The organism is Lamprobacter sp., from assembly GCF_034860625.1.
Taxonomy (GTDB): Bacteria; Pseudomonadota; Gammaproteobacteria; order Chromatiales; family Chromatiaceae; genus Lamprobacter.
On the sequence record NZ_JAYESN010000083.1, the window covers coordinates 1 to 19,284 of the forward strand.

Annotated in this window: 13 protein-coding genes, 1 tRNA gene and 2 pseudogenes; 13 read left to right on the forward strand and 3 right to left on the reverse strand. The window is 60.9% G+C overall.

Annotation, left to right across the window (positions count from 1 at the left end):
• Window positions 1-630 (forward strand): helix-turn-helix domain-containing protein (locus tag VBE63_RS18050; protein ID WP_323684409.1); only part of this gene is annotated, 630 nt, incomplete at its 5' end.
• Between the two features lie 40 nt (window positions 631-670).
• Window positions 671-746 (forward strand) — tRNA-Asn (locus VBE63_RS18055).
• Window positions 747-1,495: 749 nt separating this feature from the next.
• Here VBE63_RS18055 and VBE63_RS18060 read toward each other — a convergent pair.
• A complete protein-coding gene (locus tag VBE63_RS18060) occupies window positions 1,496-2,632 on the reverse strand; it encodes a hypothetical protein (protein ID WP_323684410.1) in 1,137 nt (378 codons plus the stop codon).
• Between the two features lie 175 nt (window positions 2,633-2,807).
• The gene (locus tag VBE63_RS18065) at window positions 2,808-3,269 is read right to left on the reverse strand and encodes a hypothetical protein (protein WP_323684411.1); all 462 of its coding nucleotides are present in this window, start codon (window positions 3,267-3,269) and stop codon (window positions 2,808-2,810) included.
• Window positions 3,270-3,981: 712 nt separating this feature from the next.
• Here VBE63_RS18065 and VBE63_RS18070 point away from each other — a divergent pair.
• The 11 genes and pseudogenes from VBE63_RS18070 to rpoB all read left to right on the forward strand — a co-directional run.
• Complete coding sequence (locus tag VBE63_RS18070) at window positions 3,982-7,242, forward strand: DUF499 domain-containing protein (RefSeq protein WP_323684412.1); 3,261 nt, start codon at window positions 3,982-3,984, stop codon at window positions 7,240-7,242.
• A gap of 9 nt (window positions 7,243-7,251) precedes the next feature.
• A complete protein-coding gene (locus tag VBE63_RS18075) occupies window positions 7,252-7,881 on the forward strand; it encodes a hypothetical protein (RefSeq protein ID WP_323684413.1) in 630 nt (209 codons plus the stop codon).
• A gap of 100 nt (window positions 7,882-7,981) precedes the next feature.
• Window positions 7,982-8,200 carry a type II toxin-antitoxin system HicB family antitoxin gene (locus VBE63_RS18080; RefSeq protein ID WP_323684414.1) on the forward strand — a complete coding sequence of 73 codons (219 nt, stop codon included), beginning with the start codon at window positions 7,982-7,984 and terminating at the stop codon, window positions 8,198-8,200.
• A gap of 10 nt (window positions 8,201-8,210) precedes the next feature.
• Window positions 8,211-8,387: a type II toxin-antitoxin system HicA family toxin gene (locus tag VBE63_RS18085; RefSeq protein WP_323684415.1), complete on the forward strand. Its 177-nt coding sequence runs from the start codon at window positions 8,211-8,213 to the stop codon at window positions 8,385-8,387.
• A 42-nt stretch (window positions 8,388-8,429) separates the two neighbouring features.
• The gene (locus tag VBE63_RS18090; protein ID WP_323684416.1) at window positions 8,430-10,169 is read left to right on the forward strand and encodes a DUF1156 domain-containing protein; all 1,740 of its coding nucleotides are present in this window, start codon (window positions 8,430-8,432) and stop codon (window positions 10,167-10,169) included.
• 54 nt (window positions 10,170-10,223) lie between these two features.
• Entirely contained in the window at window positions 10,224-11,261 is a 1,038-nt protein-coding gene (locus tag VBE63_RS18095) for an IS630 family transposase (protein WP_323684417.1), read from the forward strand.
• A gap of 197 nt (window positions 11,262-11,458) precedes the next feature.
• Window positions 11,459-12,772 carry a hypothetical protein gene (locus tag VBE63_RS18100; protein WP_323684418.1) on the forward strand — a complete coding sequence of 438 codons (1,314 nt, stop codon included), beginning with the start codon at window positions 11,459-11,461 and terminating at the stop codon, window positions 12,770-12,772.
• Between the two features lie 63 nt (window positions 12,773-12,835).
• Window positions 12,836-13,093: a UPF0175 family protein gene (locus VBE63_RS18105; RefSeq protein ID WP_323684419.1), complete on the forward strand. Its 258-nt coding sequence runs from the start codon at window positions 12,836-12,838 to the stop codon at window positions 13,091-13,093.
• The gene (locus VBE63_RS18110) at window positions 13,090-13,572 is read left to right on the forward strand and encodes a DUF3368 domain-containing protein (protein ID WP_323684420.1); all 483 of its coding nucleotides are present in this window, start codon (window positions 13,090-13,092) and stop codon (window positions 13,570-13,572) included. The genes VBE63_RS18105 and VBE63_RS18110 overlap by 4 nt, the downstream gene beginning before the upstream one ends.
• Entirely contained in the window at window positions 13,569-17,423 is a 3,855-nt protein-coding gene (locus VBE63_RS18115) for a helicase-related protein (RefSeq protein ID WP_323684421.1), read from the forward strand. The genes VBE63_RS18110 and VBE63_RS18115 overlap by 4 nt, the downstream gene beginning before the upstream one ends.
• A gap of 411 nt (window positions 17,424-17,834) precedes the next feature.
• A pseudogene (gene rpoB, locus VBE63_RS18120) lies at window positions 17,835-18,341 on the forward strand (DNA-directed RNA polymerase subunit beta); the annotation flags it as partial.
• Here the strand turns inward: rpoB and tnpC are convergent.
• Window positions 18,331-19,284 (reverse strand): annotated as a pseudogene (gene tnpC / locus VBE63_RS18125) (IS66 family transposase); the annotation flags it as partial. The pseudogenes rpoB and tnpC overlap by 11 nt on opposite strands.

Below are 19,284 nucleotides of genomic sequence, written 5' to 3' on the forward strand. Positions count from 1 at the left end.
GAGCACCTCGGCATGGGCCGGGCGACGGTGCAGCGCTGGCGTCGCCGGTGGTCGCGTGCCGCGGCAACAGAGTCGGCCCTTGAACGCCTAGTCGATGCCCCTCGCCCAGGCACCCCGCCGACCTTCACCCCGGAGCAGATCTGCTCGATTCTGGCCCTCGCCTGCGAACCGCTCAAGCGCGGTGAACGGGAACGCTCGCACTGGACCCACCCGGACTTGGCGGCCGAGGCCGTCGCGCGCGGCATCGTGGCGTCTATCTCGCCGGACTCCATCGGGCGCTTCCTGCGCGAGGCCGACCTCAAGCCACACCGCACCCGGGGTTGGATCAATACGCCGCGCGATGCGCAGTTCGATGAGAAATGCCAGGATGTCTGCGAGACCGATCGGCTGGCCCCTGAGCGCGCTGCTGCGGGGATCGAGACGCACAGCATCGACGAGATGACCGGCGTGCAGGCGATCGAGCGTGCAGCGGCGACCTTGCCGATGCGCCCCGGTCTGGTCGAACGCGACGAGTTTGAATACATCCGCCATGGCACGCTCACCCTGATCGCTGCGTTCGATGTCGTCACTGGCCAAGTGTGGCCTACCGCATCGGCCCGCTACAGCGCAAATGTCTCATTTTGCTCTTGACGCGATCACGAAAGATCGACAAAATATGCTGCTCAGCAAATCCCCGATAGCTCAGCCGGTAGAGCAACTGACTGTTAATCAGTGGGTCGCAAGTTCGAGTCTTGCTCGGGGAGCCAATAGAAACAACGGGTTAGCTTCATTTGGGGCTAGCCCGTTTTTTTATCTCCGCTGTCTGGTTGCCGTCTGGTTGCCGTTGCTCGGTGGCTAAGCAGCTCTCTTAGGCTCTCCAAAGAATTTCTTCAATTTTCGCGTAGACCCGGCAATTCACCAGGTCCACAGCGGGCTGGCGAACAAAGGGCCGCTGGGCGATGAGTTTCGCGAAGGCAGTGGCGATGATCTCGCGTGGGTAAGCGCTACTGATGCGCGTCTTCTGCAGGCATGCCCCGGTATGACAGGTACCCCAGGTGCGTAAATCCGAGTGAGCGCAGTCAGACCGTGGGATCAATGGCGGGTGGGGGCCTGCCCATCCTTGGGCGTGAAGTCGTCAGTGCATCGGGATGAACTGCCCAGTCGTTGCATCAACCACTGACGATATTTGCGGAACGGAACCGACGATGCCGAGCGTCATTCAGCACCGTCTTTTCAAGCTACCCCCGCTTATCAAGAGGGACGCCGCTGCGGTGGCCGTGATGGTGGCCGGATCGGTGCTAATAGCGTCTCGGGAGTCCGCCGACCTCGGTGCCAACGCATGTGCAGGGCGTGAAAGTCCAGGCCAAGTGCTTTGGCCCACGCCTCAAGGGGCTTAGTCTCGCCTCGGTAGGAAACCTGTGTGTGCCTCATGGGTGTTGTCCCCGCTGTACTGGTGGAAAACTGTTGATTCTCCATGATCTGCATGGGGTTTTCTGCCGAATGGGCGAGGTGTCCATTAGCATTGCTCCACGGCTTGCCGGAGTAAGTGTTCCAGGATAGCTGCCTGGGTTTTCCAATCATCCACGCTGCCAGTCTCCACAAGCCCGTGGCGGACGGCTTCACCGATCTGTAGGGCTTCAGCGGGGGATTGAGGGGGCAGTTCGCACAGAAGGCCCTCAACCCAGTCACGGCGGGCGCTGATCTCAGGGGGGTCGTCTGGAGAATCCTCGTCTGGGGCCTCGGTCTGCTGCAGCTTCCAGCGGATGTCGTGCAGCCAGCGCCAATAGTGCAGCTCGGCGGCGACCTCGGTCAGCGTGGTTGGATTCACCGATCGAGCGAACAGCTCAGCACGTTGCTCCTGTGTCCAGCGGTAGAGGAGGTCATCGTCCCCGCCGGGCAGCTCGCCGACGGTACGCTCGATCATTTGCTCAGGTGGAGTCGGCATCAGTGCTTGTTGGTAGGAGCCGAAGATCGCCGCACCCTCGTTATAGACAACGATGCGCTCCCGAGCCTTGGCGACCTTCTCTTCGATGTTGGCCATGTCGAAACTTGCAAAGATCACTCGCATCGGGTGTACGCCCGGCTGCTGCTTGAGCCAATCGACGTAGCGCTGCTCGATCTCCTTGGCCGGTGTGGTGATCCTCTGCGCGGCGACGAGCACCTTGTCGAGCACACCGGGGTGGCGGGCCGTCTTGCAGACTTGGGCGAGCCACAAGCAGGCGTCGATCTCTGGATCGCCGGTGATGGCCTGCTGTGCTGGCAGCTCAGGCACAGTGAGTGCCCCCTCGTTACTGCATAACGGCGCTGGGATCGTGAACAGGCGCTGATGCTCGGGATTGCTGGCCCGTTCCTGCTGATTCTTCGGGGCGGGTTCGTGACGGCGTAACGCATCCTGCAAAGCACCCTTGGCGAGGGTCCCTGTCTGATAGGCACGCTTGTCGGGCTCTGGCAGCCGGTTGATGATGGCGGCATCGGTGAGCATCAACGCTTTCTCGACGGCGTGGCGCTTCGTGCGACCGTAACCGTGAGCAAGCCTGTTCAGCGCAGCGGCGGCCTCGGTACTCAGAGGCGTGGTGAGACGGGTCAGCGTCCCGTCGGCCCCGAACGCCCGGCGGCGGTAGTGGCGTTGTCGCTCGGCATTCGTTAGCGCCATCGGTCGACTCCCTCTGTTCTTGATACCCTCACCAATTTAGCCCGTTACGTCGTAACGGACAAGCACTGAATGGCCTCGGCTGAAACGGAACCGTTGGCGTGGCTCCGGCTTATGACAGGTGCCGGTCAGCAGATACCGGATGAGCCCTCCCTGGCTCGCCCGCCGCACTTGGCGCCTAATCCGCTTTGAGTTGGTCAGCGAAACTGGGATTCAAAAGGTGATTCCACTTGTCCAGATATGCGTCCTGGCTGCGGGACTCAGTGTGCGCCTCGAAAACATCAGAAACCGCGTGAGTGAGCTGCTCCCAGAGTTCCAGCTGATCGGGTTGTTCCGGCTTCAGGGCCTTGAAGCGCTCGGCCATGTCCCGAGCGAGCCGATAGCGCAGGCATGACTCGACGGCATCGATCAACAACGTGCGATTCGGCCAATGCTCCTCCTCGAGGATCGCTTTTGCGTCGCGGTTAGTGTCTAGGGGCTTAGTGTCAAGTGCATGACGACTGAAGATTTCCTTGACAAAGAACAGGTTTGTGTACAGGCCGATGGCGATGTCGGCGTTGGCATAGCCCGCCTTGCGACGCTCACGCTTGGCCTCCCGGTCAGGGTCCGGCGTGGTGGTGGTGTGTGTTGGCTCGTGCATTCTGTATAGCCCTCATGGGTAGGTGGGACCAGCCCTTTTAAGGTGCATAAAAGCAACATTTAAAATCAGCGACTTACGATTCCATGTGAATCTGCCGGTCACCGAACCACGCGATCCGTCGCAAGCACCTTGACGAAGAATCAGGGGCTTGCAGTCAGGTGAATTTCGTCACCTTAAAAGGGCTGGTAGGTGGGACGTGCGGCGACCGATGCGGCCGCCGTACCCAAGGGTTTCTGTCAACATAGCCAACCGTGCCGGGGTCCCCCCACCGGGTATGGACCAACGGGTGCTCCTCTTTATCTTAGTAATGACCTCATGCTCATACGCCTCAGGGAAAATCAGCTAGAGTAGTGTGATACGTTTCACAGTGCTGTCTGGCGCCGGATGACCGCCATCCTCTGTCGCCCGGTGGCGGGTGTTTAGCGTCACCGCAAACGCTGTCACAGTGAAAGGAATGTTTGAAAGGAACGGGAGTCTGGTTTGTTGTCTGAGTCTTGCCAGGCCAAGTTACACGGCCTTCTTGTCCCTGCTGTGGCACATCACTTGGGGCTTTTTGCCCACCTCATCGACGTGCGTTTCGCTGCTAGGCGCTCTTCATCAATCAGTCCAGTCAATCTGCTTAGCGGACAACATCGCCGGATGAGCTTCGCACAACGAACCTGTCGTCCACCCAACGCCGCAGCAAAGACAGACAGAACCGCAGGGAGCTGACATGCAAGACGTTCTATCAACCTGCCAACCCCGCCCGGAGATCCTCGCTGGCACCTTCAACCCCGAGATCTTCACCGCCAGGCTGAGCCGCGTGCTCACCGATTACGCGAAAGGTCAGGCGCGCGAAGGCGCGGACTCGCTGTACTCCGACCCCGTCGCCTTCTTCCGCGACGCGACCTATCCCACGCAAGGCCTGTGCAGCATCCTCGATAACGTTCTAGGCAGGCTCAATCAGGGCGATCTGTCACGGCCGGCGATCCAGCGGCTGGATGAGGCCTTTGGCGGCGGTAAGACCCACACGCTGATCGCGCTGACCCATGCCGCCAAGCAGGGCCAGGCGCTGATACCGTATCTGGATGGGATCGTTGCCGCCGAACGGCTGGCGTCACCGAGCGCGATCCGGGTCGTCGGGGTGATCGGGGATACCGTGGATACCTTGCGTGAAGGCGTCGACGGCGGCCAACCCAAGCCGAATACCCTCTGGTGGTTACTCGGACAGCAACTCCTCAAGGCGGAGCAGCAGGCGCCGATTCAGGCCCGCCTTGAGGATGCCTCAGCGCCCGGCTCGGAGGCGTTCTTCGACAGTCTGTTCGGTGAACAGTCGACCCTGATCCTCATCGACGAGATCGCGCAGTATCTCTCGCGCATGGAGGCGGCCTTCCCAGGGCTGGGCGCTCAGCAAGCCGCCGCCTTCCTGATGTCGCTCTCCACCTACACCGAGTCACGCCCGAACATCGCCGTCGTCCTCAGCCTGGCCTCGGCCAGCAATGCCTTTGGCGACTTCAATAAGCTGATCCGGCAGCTCAAGAGCACCCACGGCATGAGCCAGGGTCAAGCCGAGGCGATCGTCTCCGAGGCGCAGTCCGAGATGCTGGATGTGGTCAATCGCACCGCCAGCGCGACGACGCCGGTACAGGAGGGCGATCTCTCGCGGATCATGGCGAAGCGCCTGTTCGCCAGCGTCGACCAGTCCGTCGCGACACAGATCGCCGACGCCTTTATCGAGACCTATCGCCAGGCCGGCACCGATCTCCCCGCCGAAGCCAATAATCCCAAACGGCATGACGAGCTGGTCGCGCATTACCCCTTTCACCCAAAGCTGATCGAGTTCCTGTCAGAAGAACTGGCCCAAGTCGAGACCTTTCAGAGTACCCGTGGGCTGCTGCGCACCCTGGCCCGCGCGGTGCGGCGCATCTGGGAGGCTAAGTTACCGATCCCGTTGATCCAGACCGGCCATCTTGATCTGTCTGACAGCACCATCCGCAGCGAACTGCTGGGCAAGACCGGCAACACCGACCTGCAAGCCGTGCTCGACTCCGACATCAGCAAGGTGTCCGGCACCGCCGCCACCAGCCTCAGCGTCGCCGGCGAGCTGGATCATGGCAATCCTCATCCCGATGGTTATCCGGTGCATGAATGGGCGTGGCGGGTGGTGTTCCTGCATAGCCTGATTGGGCGCAGCGGCGGCCTGCAGGATGAGAGGTTTGGCATCGACATGGCCTCAGCGGTCTATGAGATGGCCTCGCCCGTGATCAAGCCCGCCACCGTCCATTCCGCCCTGGAACAGATCGAGGTCGAGGCCAACTACCTACGCAACCGCAACGGGCGCCTGTACGCCGACACCGTGCCGACGCTGAACAACATCCTGCGTCGCATCGAGGGCAGCGTCTCCGAAGACGACGCCATGACGCGGATCGAACAGGTGGTGCGTGAGCTGGTCAAGCAGTCGGCCGTCTTTGATGTCGTCGTCAACATCCGTGACGGTGAGGCGATCCCGGACAAATCCCCCAGACCACAGCTCGGGATCATCAGCTTCGAGGCGGCGGAGCTTGATCCTTCACGCTTCATCGAACACCGTGGCACGGCGATCCGCGAGTATCAGAACCAGGTCTTTCTACTGGCGCCCAGCGTCGTGCATCTCCAAGGCGCGGTCTGGAGCGAGAGCCGCACCCAACAGGAACGCCGCACACGGCAAAACATCCTCGCGCTCGCACGCAAGGCGATCGCGGTGGAGCGCCTCAAGGCCAGTCCCGAGAACTGGGGCGTGAGCCACGACCAGTTGCAGAAGGCCGAGTTCAAGGAGCGCGCGTCCAAGAGCCCCGCCGATCTGCGCACAGCCATTGATGAATCCTACCGCTACCTGCTGTTTCCCAGTCGGGATCAGGGCCGTGTGGCCACGCGCGACCTTGGCAAAGGCGGCGCTGGTCCCACCGGCGGCGGTTCCGGCGGGCTACACCTGGAAGCGGCCATCCTCAAACAGCTCGCCGACGAGGGTGAGCTGATCACCGAAGAACGCGCACCCACCGCCGAGACCCAAACCCTGCTCGGCAAGCTGTTCTTCGACCAGTATCCGCAGGTCAGCGTCAGCAACCTGGTCACGCATTTCGCCACCCGCCGCCACTGGCCGATCCTGCAGCGCCCCGATCTGCTCACCCAGATCCTGGTGGAAGGCAGCAAGCGCGGCGCCTGGTGTCTGGGGCACATGCCCGAGCCTAAGGCGCACAAACCCGCGGCGCTCTATCACAAGGACAGTCCACCACCGCTCACCGCTGAGCCATTGGCCGAAGCCACCCATTGGATCATCTGCACCAAGGAGCATGCCAAGCAACTGGGGTGGCTGGAGGACATCGAGCGTCGGCCAGACGTCGTCGCCGGTTGGCTGGAGCAAACCATCGAGAGCGGCACCCAAATCGACCTGCAGCACCTTGCTCAGACCGTCGAGCAGGATCACGACAAGGTCGATCCCAATGTGCTCAGCCAACAACTCACCAACCTCCTGGCGCAGCGCAAACTGGTGGTCTTCCCCACGGAGTCATTCGACGACGCTGGCCACCCTGACCCTGAGCAGGCGCAGACGGGCGACAATCTGCCGCTCGACGCGCTCACCTCCGGCATCGTCATGCCCTACCATGAGGCCCAGGCGCGCGGCTGGATCAGCCAGCCCAAGGTCCAGCAGCAGCAGTTTTCCCTGCGCGACAAGGACAAGATCAAGCAGCTGCTCAATCTGCTCGCCGGCACCGCGCTCAGCCAATCGAAGACGCAGGTCGTGATGCTGAACATCGCCGCTCAGCTTCAGGATAAGGCGCGCTTTCAGCTGGGGATGAGTTCAACGACGGTGGGCGCTCTGGTCGAGAATCGTGCCCTGTTCGCAGCCCTGAACAACCGGTTGCGGTTTGAGGCCAACAGCGAGGTCCGCCTGACCATCGGCGAGCCCGACCCCAACTGCAAGTTCCTCGGCTTTCTCCAGCAACTCAAAGGATAATCCTGTTTCATGCCGACCTCTGCTCGGGCCTCCTCGCGCACCCCGCGTGCCAGCACCGCCCAGGACGACGCGCAACTGGCCAAGCAAGCTAAACGTGCGCCCTATCTGCTGCGCATCACGCGCCGCAGCGACCTACCGCCGCCGCTGCTGATCATTAAGGAACGCATCGCCCCCGAGGATCGCGACGACATCGAAGGATTGACCAATCCGCGCGCCAAACACCTGGAGCGCGGCAGCCTGCATGGCGAGGGCGTGCGCGCCTGTCTGCCCGTGCTCAAGCGCATCCTTGAAACGGTCAAGGATGACCAAGGCATTCCGCTCGGACTCGAGCGCTACCTCTCGGCGCAAGGACTCCAAGACATCGATCGCAATCTGCCGCTTGATGAGGCCGCCGGTGCGCGGCTGGCCTTGTTCTTCCGGCTGCAGAGCAAGGTCAAGGATGTCGACCGCATCGAGCTGATCGGGCGGCGCATCGCCATGCTCTCGCGCGAGGAGGCGGTGTACTGGCTGGCCAATGTCACCACGGCAGACCCCGCGCTGCGCAGTTGGGCAATCAGTGGTCTGCGACTGATGCTCTGCGGCGACTCGGGTGACAAGCGCTTGCCGCGTGTCTTGGAGCGCATGCGGGCGCGCGGGTAGGGATGGCCGTGACATCCCCACTCGGCTCAGCACCACCGATGAAAGGCGAGTCGGCAAGAATATAGGCCATCAACTGTCAACCTCAACCGAGGACATCTTGATGAAAGCAAGCGTCATTATTGAGAAAGACGAAGAGGGGTATTACGCCTTTTGCCCGGAAATGAAAGGCTGCCACTCGCAAGGGGACTCGCTGGATGAGGTGCTTGCCAACATCAAGGAAGCCATCGAGCTGTATTTGGAAACACTCTCGATTGACGAGCGAATCGGCTGTTTGAGCCAAGAGATTCTGACCACCGCCGTCGAGGTCAGCGTTGCCTAAGCTGCCGAGATTGACGGCGGAGCAGGCAGAAAGGCTGCTGCTCTCGGCAGGATTTCAGCAGATCAGGAGCAAAGGCAGCCACAGAATCTATCAGAAGGGTTCTGAGCGCTTTGTGGTGCCTTTTCATGCCGGCAAGACACTCCATCCGAAGATCACCAAGGAGTTGATGGAGCTTGTCAGCGAGTAGCACGACGAGACCACACCATGACTATCGAGGAGCATCTCCCGCATGGACCCAACTGACCTACGCCTGATCGAAGCCGGTTTTCCTTGTCATCAGGTGGGGGCGGAGACCGGTCGAGAGCGTGACACAGGAAAGCAACCACCTACGGCAAGGCTTCACGTCTGGTGGGCACGCAGACCGCTGACACCGAGCCGGGCGGCGATCTTGGCGTCGCTGCTGCCGGCGGATGCTAATCCGCAAGCCTTCGTCCGCAGTCTTGGCATCGTCCGCTGGCAGGCGCTGCTCGGTGATAAACGCTGGACGCTGACCAACGAAACCATCACCAAACGCCTCGTTCGAGACGACAGCGACGCCCATCTCTGGCTGCTGCCTATCGATCAAACAGTGCTTTCCGCTATTGAGAACGAGCGCGACCGGCGGGAGAAATGCCGCTCCATGATCGCCAAGCTCGAAGCGGCTGGACCCAACTATGCCGATGATCCAGTGGTAAAAGCCTGGAAGGCTGAGGTTCAAGAACTGCCGAGCATTCCTCTCGAGCCTGGCAACGTCATCCAAGTGGTGAAGGCAACGGCTGATCCTGCTGGAGTAAAGGAAAAGATCGCATTTGCGAAGCGGGATGATATCAAGACCCTACTGGGTGCAGCGCTGCGTTGGGATGATGAAGACTCTTATGGCTACTCGCGAGCCTTCGCGACGCCAACTGCACTACTGCCTGTAACAGAGCGCAAGGTCGTCCTTGATCCGACTGCTGGTGGTGGCTCGATTCCGTTTGAGGCGCTGCGCCTTGGGCATCAGGTCATTGCCAACGAGCTGAATCCCGTTGCCAGTGTCATCCTCAAAGCGACACTCGACTATCCTGCGCGCTTTGGCATAGAGCTACTCGACGACATCGTCCGATGGGGGGATGTGCTCTGCGAAACCGTTGAGGCAACAATGGCGCCCTTCACGCCGTTCAGCCCCATTCCTCAAGACCAACGAGCCAAACTCGAGCAGCATCTGCGACGTCGCACTGAACTCGTCGCGGAGTACGCCACCGAGCACGATCACATGGGGTTGCTCTTCTGCCGTCAGGTCACCTGTCCACACTGCGGTGGCGATGCGCCGCTGCTCAACGCTTTCTGGCTGGCAAAGAAAGGTGAACAATGGGCCATATCTTTGCAACCACAGGCCGATAAAACCGTTTGTTTTGAACCTTACGCATTGAGTGCTGCAGGAAAAACTACTGATACGGCGGCAATTGATGCTGGTACCGTTAACCGTGGCGTTGGTCAGTGCGTACATTGCCATCAGGCGATCTCAGGCGATGAGATAAAACGCCAGGCACGCGGTGAATCTGAGCATGGACGCTGGCGGGATGTGCTCTATTGCGTCGTAGGTATCCGGATAGAGCCTAAGCTCGACGAGCATGGCGAGATCGAACGCTTCGCCAGCGGGGCGCGCAAGGGTGAGATCAAGACCACCAAGGTGCGCTATTTCCGCGCGCCCAACGAGACCGATCTTCGAGCGATTGAGGCGGCGGACGCCGAGCTGGAGGCGCGGCGGTTCGAGTTCGAGATGAAGGGATTGATACCCAACGAACCCTTCCCGCTCGGGAACGACATGCGGCCCGTGACCTATGGCATGCCAACCTGGGCCGACCTCTTCACGCCTCGGCAGTTACTCGGCCATTTGACCGTCATGGAAGCCTTGCATGATGCCAAGCCTAAGATCATCGCTGAGCTTGGTGAAGACAAAGGGCGTGCTGTTGTGACTTATTGTCCAGCCATTTCTAATCCAGACAACTAACGCATCTGGTCTATAATTTAAAGTAGGCGATCAGACCAACATGCGGAGGGTACCATGGCCAACGAGTGGATGAATGATGCCCGCAAGATTCCGGATGAGACGATGAGCTATCTGCGCAAACTCGCGATCCGGGCGATCGAGCAGAAAGACTACAGTACAGACCTGGTTGCGGACGTGCTCGGCATCAGTCGCTCCTCGGTGTTTGACTGGGTCAAGCGTTACCGTGAGGGCGGATGGGATGCACTCGAGACTGGCTCCTCGCCGGGCGCCCCGCCGATCATCACGCCCCCGATCGATGCCTGGCTGCGACGCACCGTGCTGGACAAGACACCGCAGGATTTTGGCTATGAGACGGCCTTGTGGACGCGCGACATCCTTGCCGAGCTGCTAGAGACCCACTTTGACATCCAGGTGGCGGGCACCACGGTCAGCCAGCATCTCAAGCAGCTGGGGCTGAGTTATCAAACACCCTGGTTTCGCGCTGCAGAGCAGAAACCTAAGGCCGTTGAGCGCTTTCTCAGCGACACCTTTCCGCGCATTCAACGCCTCGCAGAGAAGCTTCAGGCTGACATTGCGTTTGAAGATGAAGCCGGCATCGGCTTGCGCACCCATGCGGGCAAGACATGGGGCGCGGTTGGGACAACCCCCCAGGTGCGAGGCAGCGAGCAACGCAGTGGCTTGAACCTGTTGTCGAGCGTGACGGCCGCTGGTGCGATGGAGTTCTCGGTTGAAGACGCAAAGATCGACTCCGAACGGTACATCGCCTTTTTGGAAAAACTGATTGCCAATCACGATAATCCGTTGATCATCATTGTCGATAAAGCACCGTTCCATCATTCCAAAAAGACGCGCCAATTTGTGCGTGCACATCGCCATCAAATTCGCGTGTACTTCCTCCCGACATATTCGCCGGAGCTAAATCCCGATGAGCAAGTCTGGAACACCGTAAAGAATCAGCGTGTCGGCCGACAAGCAATTAAAACGAAAGATGAATTGAAGCGCTCTGTGCAATCAGCACTGCAGTCGCTGAAAGAAGAAACCGAGCTGATCAAGTCGTACTTCAAGCTCCCGTATACTCAGTACGCGCAATGAATGTGTCCGGATAATTGTTAACTGGTCAATACCTTCAGTTCATGATCGATAAATGTACTGATTACAATAGTCGCCAGACACGTTGGGAGTATACAACCGGTGTTATTAAAGGCGGATTTGGACGCCACGACTTTTCGCTGAAATGGACTTTTGGCGAAATGGTGTTCTCAGGCCCTTCGTCTGGCTTCCGTTGGGGCATGTCACAAGTGCTGGACGCCTATCAAGGCATTGCTGAACTCCTACAAGAACGTCATCGGCAAGGTCTAGCATCTGACGCATTGATCCAGACGCTCGGGCCAGCAACCGCGTTGGATGGGATCGCGCCGCAAAGTGTCGATGCCGTGGTCATGGACCCACCCTATTACGACAACGTCCAGTACAGCGAGCTGTCGGACTTCTACTATGTCTGGCAGAAGCGCACGCTCAGCGATCTGTATCCTGGCTGGTTCGATGATGAGGTCACCGATAAGCAGAACGAAGCGGTCGCCAATCCAGCGCGGGATGGTTCAGCGAAGGGCGCTAAAGCACGCTACGAAGAGCTGATGCAGGGCATCTTTGCCGAGTCTCGGCGCGTGCTCAAGCCCGAGGGCATCATGACCCTGATGTTCACCCACAAGAGCGCCGACGCCTGGGAGACCCTGACCAACGCGTTGATCGAGGCAGGTTGGGATATCAGCGCGTGCATGCCCGTGGAATCGGAGGGTGGCTATTCAACGCATCAGATGAACATGGCCTCTGCCGCGTCGACGATCTTCATCGCTTGCCGACCAGCTGATCGTTCCAATCGTTCACCATCGGGTTGGGCGTATGAGGTGCGCAGCAAGCTCGAATCTGCGGTACGCGAGTGTCTGGCTGAGTTCGAGGTGCTGAAGCTGAATCCGGTCGACCGCATGATCGCCTCCTGGGGTCGAGCGCTGCGGGTCTATTCGGAGCATTGGCCCGTGCAGGATGGCGACGAGGAGGTTCCGCCCACCCGGGCGATGCAAGAGGCCGCGCGCGTGGTGGCCGAGGAGGAGGTCAGCCGGCTCTCCGGCGGCTTGGTCACCGTCGATGATCTCGACGCCGAATCGCGATTGGCGGTGATCGCGCTTGGTATCAACGGGCTCGGCGAGTTCGCCTTCGATGATGCCTTGCAGATGAGCCGCTCATTGAACTTCCACTTGCAGCAGCGCAACGGCAACTATCGCGTCAGCGATGACCTGGTGGCCTACGCCAGTGCCGGCGACAGCGAGCGCGCCGCGCCACTCGCCATCCGTGGCAACAAGCTGCGCCTGTTCAAGCCCGAGGAGCGCGCCGCTCAGCGCCTGGAGCATCCGCAAACCCTCTGGGACCTACTCTGCGGGCTGATCGTCCTCTATCGCGACGGCGGCATCGTCGCCGCGCGCAACTACCTCAGCACCCACGGCAAGCGCGACAACGCCGCCCTGCGCGGTCTGCTCAAGGTCTGGGCCAACGAGTGCGACGAGGATGACTTACGCCGCGAGGCGCTGTTGATTGACTACGAACTCTAGCGCTCGGCGTCGAGCAGCGCGCAGCCGCCCCCAGGCGGTCCATCTGTGAGAGCGGAGAACAGCATGCAAATCGCCATCGACCTACCGAATGATTTTGTGGGCATGCAATCCGAGCAAGCCATTGCCCAGGAGATGCGCCTTGCCTATGCCCTAGCCCTGTTCAAAGAGAGCCGCGTCTCCTTGGCCAAGGCGGCGGAATTGGCTAGCCTGGACATCTACGGATTTATGGCGGCGTGCAAGGCCGAGCGCATCGAGATCATCGACACCTCTCGGGATGAACTTCTACGCGAGATGCAGCTGTTCTCGGAGGCCAATGCGTGATTTTGGTCGCTGACTGCTCGGCGCTGGTCGCGCTGGCAACTTGCGACGCCCTGTCTCTGCTCGATCAACTCTTTGGAACCGTGATCGTGCCGGAGGCAGTTCATCGCGAGGCCGTGGTCGGCGACAAGCCCGAAGCCGAACGCCTGCGGCTGTATCTGGATGGGCGCGTCCGCGCGCTCGATCCACAGCGCCTGATGCTCTTGGATGGTTTCTCTGACCCTGGTGAAACCGAGGCGATGCTGTTGTATCGCCAGTTGCAGGCGGATTATCTGTTGATCGACGACCGCCGTGGGCGGCGCATGGCGCGCATCAACAACATCCAAGTCATCGGCTCACTGGGGGTTCTGCTCGGCGCCAAACGAGCGGGTCTCATCGAGGCCGTGAAGCCCTTTGTGCAGCGGCTCGCTGAGTCTGAGCTATATCTCTCCGAGGCGCTCATCTCGACCGTGCTCGAGGTTGCTGGAGAAGGATCACGTTGAACGCTGGTGAACCAGTGGCTCCTGCATCCAGCCTGCGCGCCTACCGCTGGGAGCAGTGTTACGCCACCTCAGACCTCCGCGAGGATGGACAGCCGGTCGATATCCTGCACGACTTCTACATCCCAGCCCTCTCACGCGCCATGCACTACGACCGGGTCGCTGGCTATTTCACCTCGACCTCCCTCGCTGCCGCGTCGCAGGGGTTTTCGCGCTTTGTCGAGCAGGGTGGCAAGGCGCGTTTCGTGGTTGGCCTGCAACTCAACGCTGAGGATGCAGAGGCCATTCTGCAGGGTGATCAGCAGCGCGCGGCCGAGGACATGCTGGCGGCGCTGGAGGTGACGCCGCAGTGGCCATCGCAGGTGCGCCAAGGTGTCGAACTGCTGGCCTGGATGGTCGCCCACGGCTGTCTGGAGGTGCGCGTTGGCTTGCGGGTGCATGGCCAGCCTGGGCCGGGTCAGGGAAGGCCACAGCCGCTGGACTATGCCCAGGACGGCTATCTGCACGAGAAGTGGGCGATCTTCGGCGACGGCAGGGATGCGCTCTTCATCTCTGGCTCCCTGAACGAGTCGCAGACCGCGTTGGCGGTCAACGCCGAGAACATCACCGTCCAGCCATCCTGGATCGACTGGAACCGCAAGCTGTTTGCCAACAAACGCGCGAGCTTCGAGGCGCTGTGGCAGGGCAAGCACGCCTTTATCCGCACCCTGTCCCTGCCGGATGCGGTGCGCGAGCGCTTGATCCAGATCGCCAACAGCGCCGGCAACCTGCATGAGATCGACGGCACGCCGCTAGAGCCGACCAAGCAGCCGCGCGACCGCGGCGCCGAGGACAATCCGGACGAGGTCGTCGCACCGAGCTTCAACGAGTGCCTGCGCTTCGCCATGATCCGCCTAGCGCCCCTGCTGCCGGGCGGTGAACGGGTCGCCCTCGAGACCACGCCGATCGAGCCCTGGCCGCATCAACGCTTCGTCGCTCGCCGCCTGCTGGAGACCTATCCGCGCAATCATCTGCTCTGCGATGAGGTCGGCCTGGGCAAGACCATCGAAGCCGGTTTGGCGTTTCGGGCGCTCTGGCTGAGTGGCCGCGCCAAGAGCATCCGCGTTTTCGCCCCGGCCTCGTTGACCCCGCAGTGGCTCAATGAGATGGCGGAGAAGTTCATGCTGCCGTTCGTGCGTCGGACGAATCGCAGCGGTGATTGGGAACGCATCGACCTGCGCTTTGGTGAGCCGATCAGCGGCAAGGGCAAGCTGTTTGATGCACCGCTGGAGATCATCTCCACCGGGCTGATCATCAACCGCAAGGGTGGTCGGCTGCTCGCGCAGTGTCCCGCTACCGATCTGGTCCTGGTGGATGAGGCGCATAAGGCACGGCGACAGTCGCCGGACAACAACGCGCAGATGCCACGCTTCAATAAGCTCTATCAGGAGCTGCGGGATGCCCTCTATCGTCAGTCACGCACCTTGCTACTCGCAACCGCGACGCCGATGCAGCTGAATCGAGTGGAGGCCTTTGATCTGCTCAAGCTGATGCCCTCGGCCGGCGCCGTGCAGTTCAGTGAGGATCTCTGCGAGCTGTTCTATCGAGTGCGTGAACGGCTGCTGCAAGGCGACCCGGTGGCTGCCTACGAAGCGCAGTGGCTGCAACGCTATCTGCGCGAGGCGCGGAAGTCCTCACCCGAGCAGTGGCAGTTTGTCGAGGAGCATGTCTTGAGCCTGTTTGGGAAGATGGGGCTGCAGGATTTTGTCGAGGGTGGCCAGTCGCCGCTGGGTGGTTGGCACGAGCTGCAACCCTCGCTGAGCCTGTTGGCACCGCTCGGGCGCAGCATGCTGCGACACAGCCGGTCGCTGTTGCGCGCCTACCAGCAGGAAGGGCTGCTGAATGCCAACCTGGCTTGGCGCGAGGTGCATCCCTGCATCATCGCGCTCCAGGGCGTCGAGCGGGAGATCTACGAGCACCTGCAGCAGTATTGCGCGGAGCTGGCCGATCGCATGGCCGCGAACATGGAGGACGGTAAGCAACGTGCCGCCATCGGCTTCTATCTGTGCTTTTTGCGCTTGCGCTTTGCCTCGTCGTTCTATGCCCTGCGCTGTTCGCTGGAGCGGCGCCTGATCAAGATCGAGCAGACCCTGACGCACAAGGCGCAGCAGCTCAACCTCAATGAGGAGGATCGCGAGGCGTTGGAGGAACTGGACGAGGACGAGGTCGAAGGGTTGGTCTTGAAGCATCGCAGCGAGAGCGATCTCACCTGGGAGCAGACTGCGGTCGAGGCGTTGCTGCAGCGCATGCAGCAGCTGCCGAAGGTGCCGCACAAGACGCATCGGCTCCTGGAGCAGATCGAGCAGCGGCGCAGTCAGGGCACGGATCGCGTGCGCCAGTTGGTACTCTTCACCCGCTACGGGGACACCCTGACCGCGCTCCACCAGGAGCTGTGCCAACGCCTGCCACGCTGCCCGATCGGCACCTTCTCCGGCCTCGGCGGCAGCCTACGCCGCGCCGGAGAGCACAAGCCAGAGGCGATGGACCGCACGGCGATCAAACAGCGCTTCGTCGCTGGGCATATCGACATCCTGCTCTGCACCGACGCCGCCGCCGAGGGACTGAACCTGCAGAGCGCCGATCTGCTGATCAATTTCGATCTGCCCTGGAATCCGATGATGCTCGAGCAGCGCATCGGGCGCATCGACCGTATCGGTCAGCACCACCCGCAGATCCAGGTCTACAACTACCTCTATCAGGACAGCGTTGAAGAGGTGGTCTACTCAAGGCTGGTCAAGCGGTTTCGCGAGGCCCTCACCGTGTCGGGTGAGCTGCAGTTCTCGCTGCTACCGATCCAGCCCGAGGATTTCGAGGACTTCGCCAAATCCAAGGACGAGCCGGGGCATATCGACGAGCAGGAACTCTTACGCCGCGCTGACGCGCATGCGGCACAGATCCAAGAGCGTCAACGCCTGACCGAATTTCCAGCCCAAGCGCAGAAGGCAGCCTACGAACAGTTAGACGCTGAGGTCAGGACGCAGCCGTTGCCCGCGAGCCTCGAGAGCATCTGGCAGGTGTTGCGAGAGAGCGCTCAGTCAGGCGGCTATCTGCATGCGCTTGGATCTCGCATCGAGACCTTTCGGCAGGGGGAGGCGCTGGTCTTGGAGAGGATACCGGCATTCCATGAGCCGGTGCTCTTGACCACATCGCGGGCCTTATTCGAGGCCGGCCTTGGCCAAGACGACCGACGACGGCTGCATTTCGCGACCTACGGTGATCCCATCTTCGAGCAACTGCTGGATCTGGTGCTGCAGCCCAACAAGCCACCGTTCGCTGAGGTGCAGCGGTGCTGGACGGAGCGTCAGCCCTTAGCGGCCCTGCAACTCGACCGAAAACGCCTGGCGAGTGTCGATGACGCCCTCGCGCTCGACCGCTTGGAAGCGCAGTCCATCAGGCTGCAGGCTCGTGCAATCCCAGCCGCACACCCACAGACTGACCAGATCGGGCGGCAACAGCGAATCCTTCTCGAGACCGCTGCAGCACACTTCGCTAAGCGCAAGCTGAAGGAAGATCCGGATACGGTCAAACAACAGATTGCTGAGTTCGAGCGCTTCCAAGCGGATGTTCAGCAACGCCCCACGCCCGTGGTCCACTTCAGCTGCGAGGTCCCTGACCGCAACGCGATGCTGGCCGCCAAAGACAAGCTCTTGTGGCCGATCGCGAACAACAAGCAGGCGATCATGGTGGATGGCGATCCATTGTTACTGGATGCCGTGCGGGCGTTACTCTTGCGCCATTTAGGCGATATGCAGAAGCATGCTCGCACGGGGGCGAATGTCGCCAAGGCGCTGCGAGACCGTGCTCGGAGTGGTTAGTCGATGGTCATCACGGACATGCTCGAGCAGATTTTGGCTCAACTGGTTCAGCAGTATGGTCTTGGGATCATAAGAGACCGGGGTAAACTCGAAGCGCTTTTCAATGATGTGTTTAGTAGTCACCGCAAAGAGATGCGGGTACTGCTTTCCGTGGTCGAGCAGGGAGTCGTAGAGCGATTGATTGACGAGAGCATTTTCGTGCCCTCGTTACCCTTGAAGGCAAAGTTCATCAAGCAAATCCATGAAGAGACAGCGATCGATCAGTCATTGTTAAGTTGGGGGATCGATGCTTGGGTAGCGGCGCTCGGATCTTTGCCTGCACTGGCGGTGAGTGTTCAGACCTCACCTGAAAAAGCTGACGCTCAAAATGAAGAATCCGTGGAGTGCGAGGAACGGAAGCCAAAGACCGAACTGGAGGATAAGCGTCTACGACCGACGGCCACAAAGTCCTATTCGTTTACCGAAAAGAAGCGCATCCGCAAGAACTTCGGCAAGCGGCCGACGATCATGGAGGTGCCCTTCCTGCTGGCGACCCAGATCGATTCTTATCGCGACTTCCTGCAGTTGGAAAAGGGGCCGAAGGAGCGTGACGAGGTCGGTTTGCACGCCGCATTCCGCACCGTGCTGCCTATCGAGAGCTATTCCGGCAACGCCTATCTCGAGTATGTCAGCTATCGCCTCGGCGAGCCCGCGTTCGATGTGCGCGAGTGTCACCTGCGCGGTGCCACCTACGCCGCCCCGCTGCGCGTGCTGCTGCGCCTGGTGATCTACGACAAGGAGGCGCCGGCCGGCGCCAAGGTGGTCAAGGACGTGCGCGAGCAAGAGGTCTACATGGGTGACCTGCCGCTGATGACCGAGACCGGCAGCTTCATCATCAACGGCACCGAGCGGGTCATCGTCTCGCAGTTGCATCGCTCGCGACGTTGTTGGTCGGCTCCATGCCGGGCGTGGTGATGAAGGTGAAATAGGCCTCGGCATGCTGGCGGAAGCGCTCGGCCATGTTCTGCGCCTCGCGGCGGCGCTCGTTGCCCTGGGCATCGATCAAGCTTGGCGCCGCCTCTCGGCCGATGCGAATGATCTCGGCCTTCGCCGCCTCAAGCGCTTCACCAAACGCCTCCTCGGAGCGCGTCTCATGCTGATGGATAACGTGAAACAGGGCCTTGAGCGCGTCGAGCAGGCGCTTGCCGTAGAGTTGGGTCGGCAGGTCGGGCAAGGTCGTGAGGAACTTCACATCGCGAATCAGATGCGCGAGGCAGAACGGCACGCTGATGCCGACGTCCTTCATGAACTTGCGGTAGGCCGAGAAATAATCACAGCCCAAGGTGCCCTCGAACTCCTCACCCAAGACCTCGATCAACACCTGCGAGCCACGGGACTTGTCGATGCGAAACAGCACATAGAGTTCGGCCTTGAAGACCCAGGTCCAGAACCGCTCGCCGTTGTCCTTGTGGCCGGTCTCATCGACATTGAGCGTCGTCTCCAGCGGGATGCGCTTGAGGAGTTCGAGGTAGGGCCGCTCCAACGACCGACTGACCTTGGTGATGAGCTTCACCAGATACCCGCGCGAGACCGTCTCGCCCACCACATCACGGAGGAACTTGCGGATGGTCGAAAACGAGGCATGGCAGACGTTCTTCAGGTAGGCCACCAACGCCGTCAGGCGCGCCTTGAACAGCCCTTCCTTGCGCACTGACTCGGGGAGCTCGGCAGAGTGGATCTCGCCACACCCCTCGCACCAATAGGCATAGGCGCGGTGCTCCTCACGGGTGACGACGACCTCCTGGATCTCGCTCTGCTGGGTGATGCGCGGCGCGACATCTTCGAGCCAGAGGAGGTCGTGGCCAGCGCAGTGCGGACAGGC

What these genes read in the sequence shown, in the direction of transcription:
- VBE63_RS18060 (WP_323684410.1), bottom strand. Translation starts at nt 2,632, where the DNA reads ATGGCGCTAACGAATGCCGAGCGACAACGCCACTACCGCCGCCGGGCG.
- VBE63_RS18065 (WP_323684411.1), bottom strand. Translation starts at nt 3,269, where the DNA reads ATGCACGAGCCAACACACACCACCACCACGCCGGACCCTGACCGGGAG.
- VBE63_RS18070 (WP_323684412.1), top strand. Translation starts at nt 3,982, where the DNA reads ATGCAAGACGTTCTATCAACCTGCCAACCCCGCCCGGAGATCCTCGCT.
- VBE63_RS18075 (WP_323684413.1), top strand. Translation starts at nt 7,252, where the DNA reads ATGCCGACCTCTGCTCGGGCCTCCTCGCGCACCCCGCGTGCCAGCACC.
- VBE63_RS18080 (WP_323684414.1), top strand. Translation starts at nt 7,982, where the DNA reads ATGAAAGCAAGCGTCATTATTGAGAAAGACGAAGAGGGGTATTACGCC.
- VBE63_RS18090 (WP_323684416.1), top strand. Translation starts at nt 8,430, where the DNA reads ATGGACCCAACTGACCTACGCCTGATCGAAGCCGGTTTTCCTTGTCAT.
- VBE63_RS18095 (WP_323684417.1), top strand. Translation starts at nt 10,224, where the DNA reads ATGGCCAACGAGTGGATGAATGATGCCCGCAAGATTCCGGATGAGACG.
- VBE63_RS18100 (WP_323684418.1), top strand. Translation starts at nt 11,459, where the DNA reads ATGTCACAAGTGCTGGACGCCTATCAAGGCATTGCTGAACTCCTACAA.
- VBE63_RS18105 (WP_323684419.1), top strand. Translation starts at nt 12,836, where the DNA reads ATGCAAATCGCCATCGACCTACCGAATGATTTTGTGGGCATGCAATCC.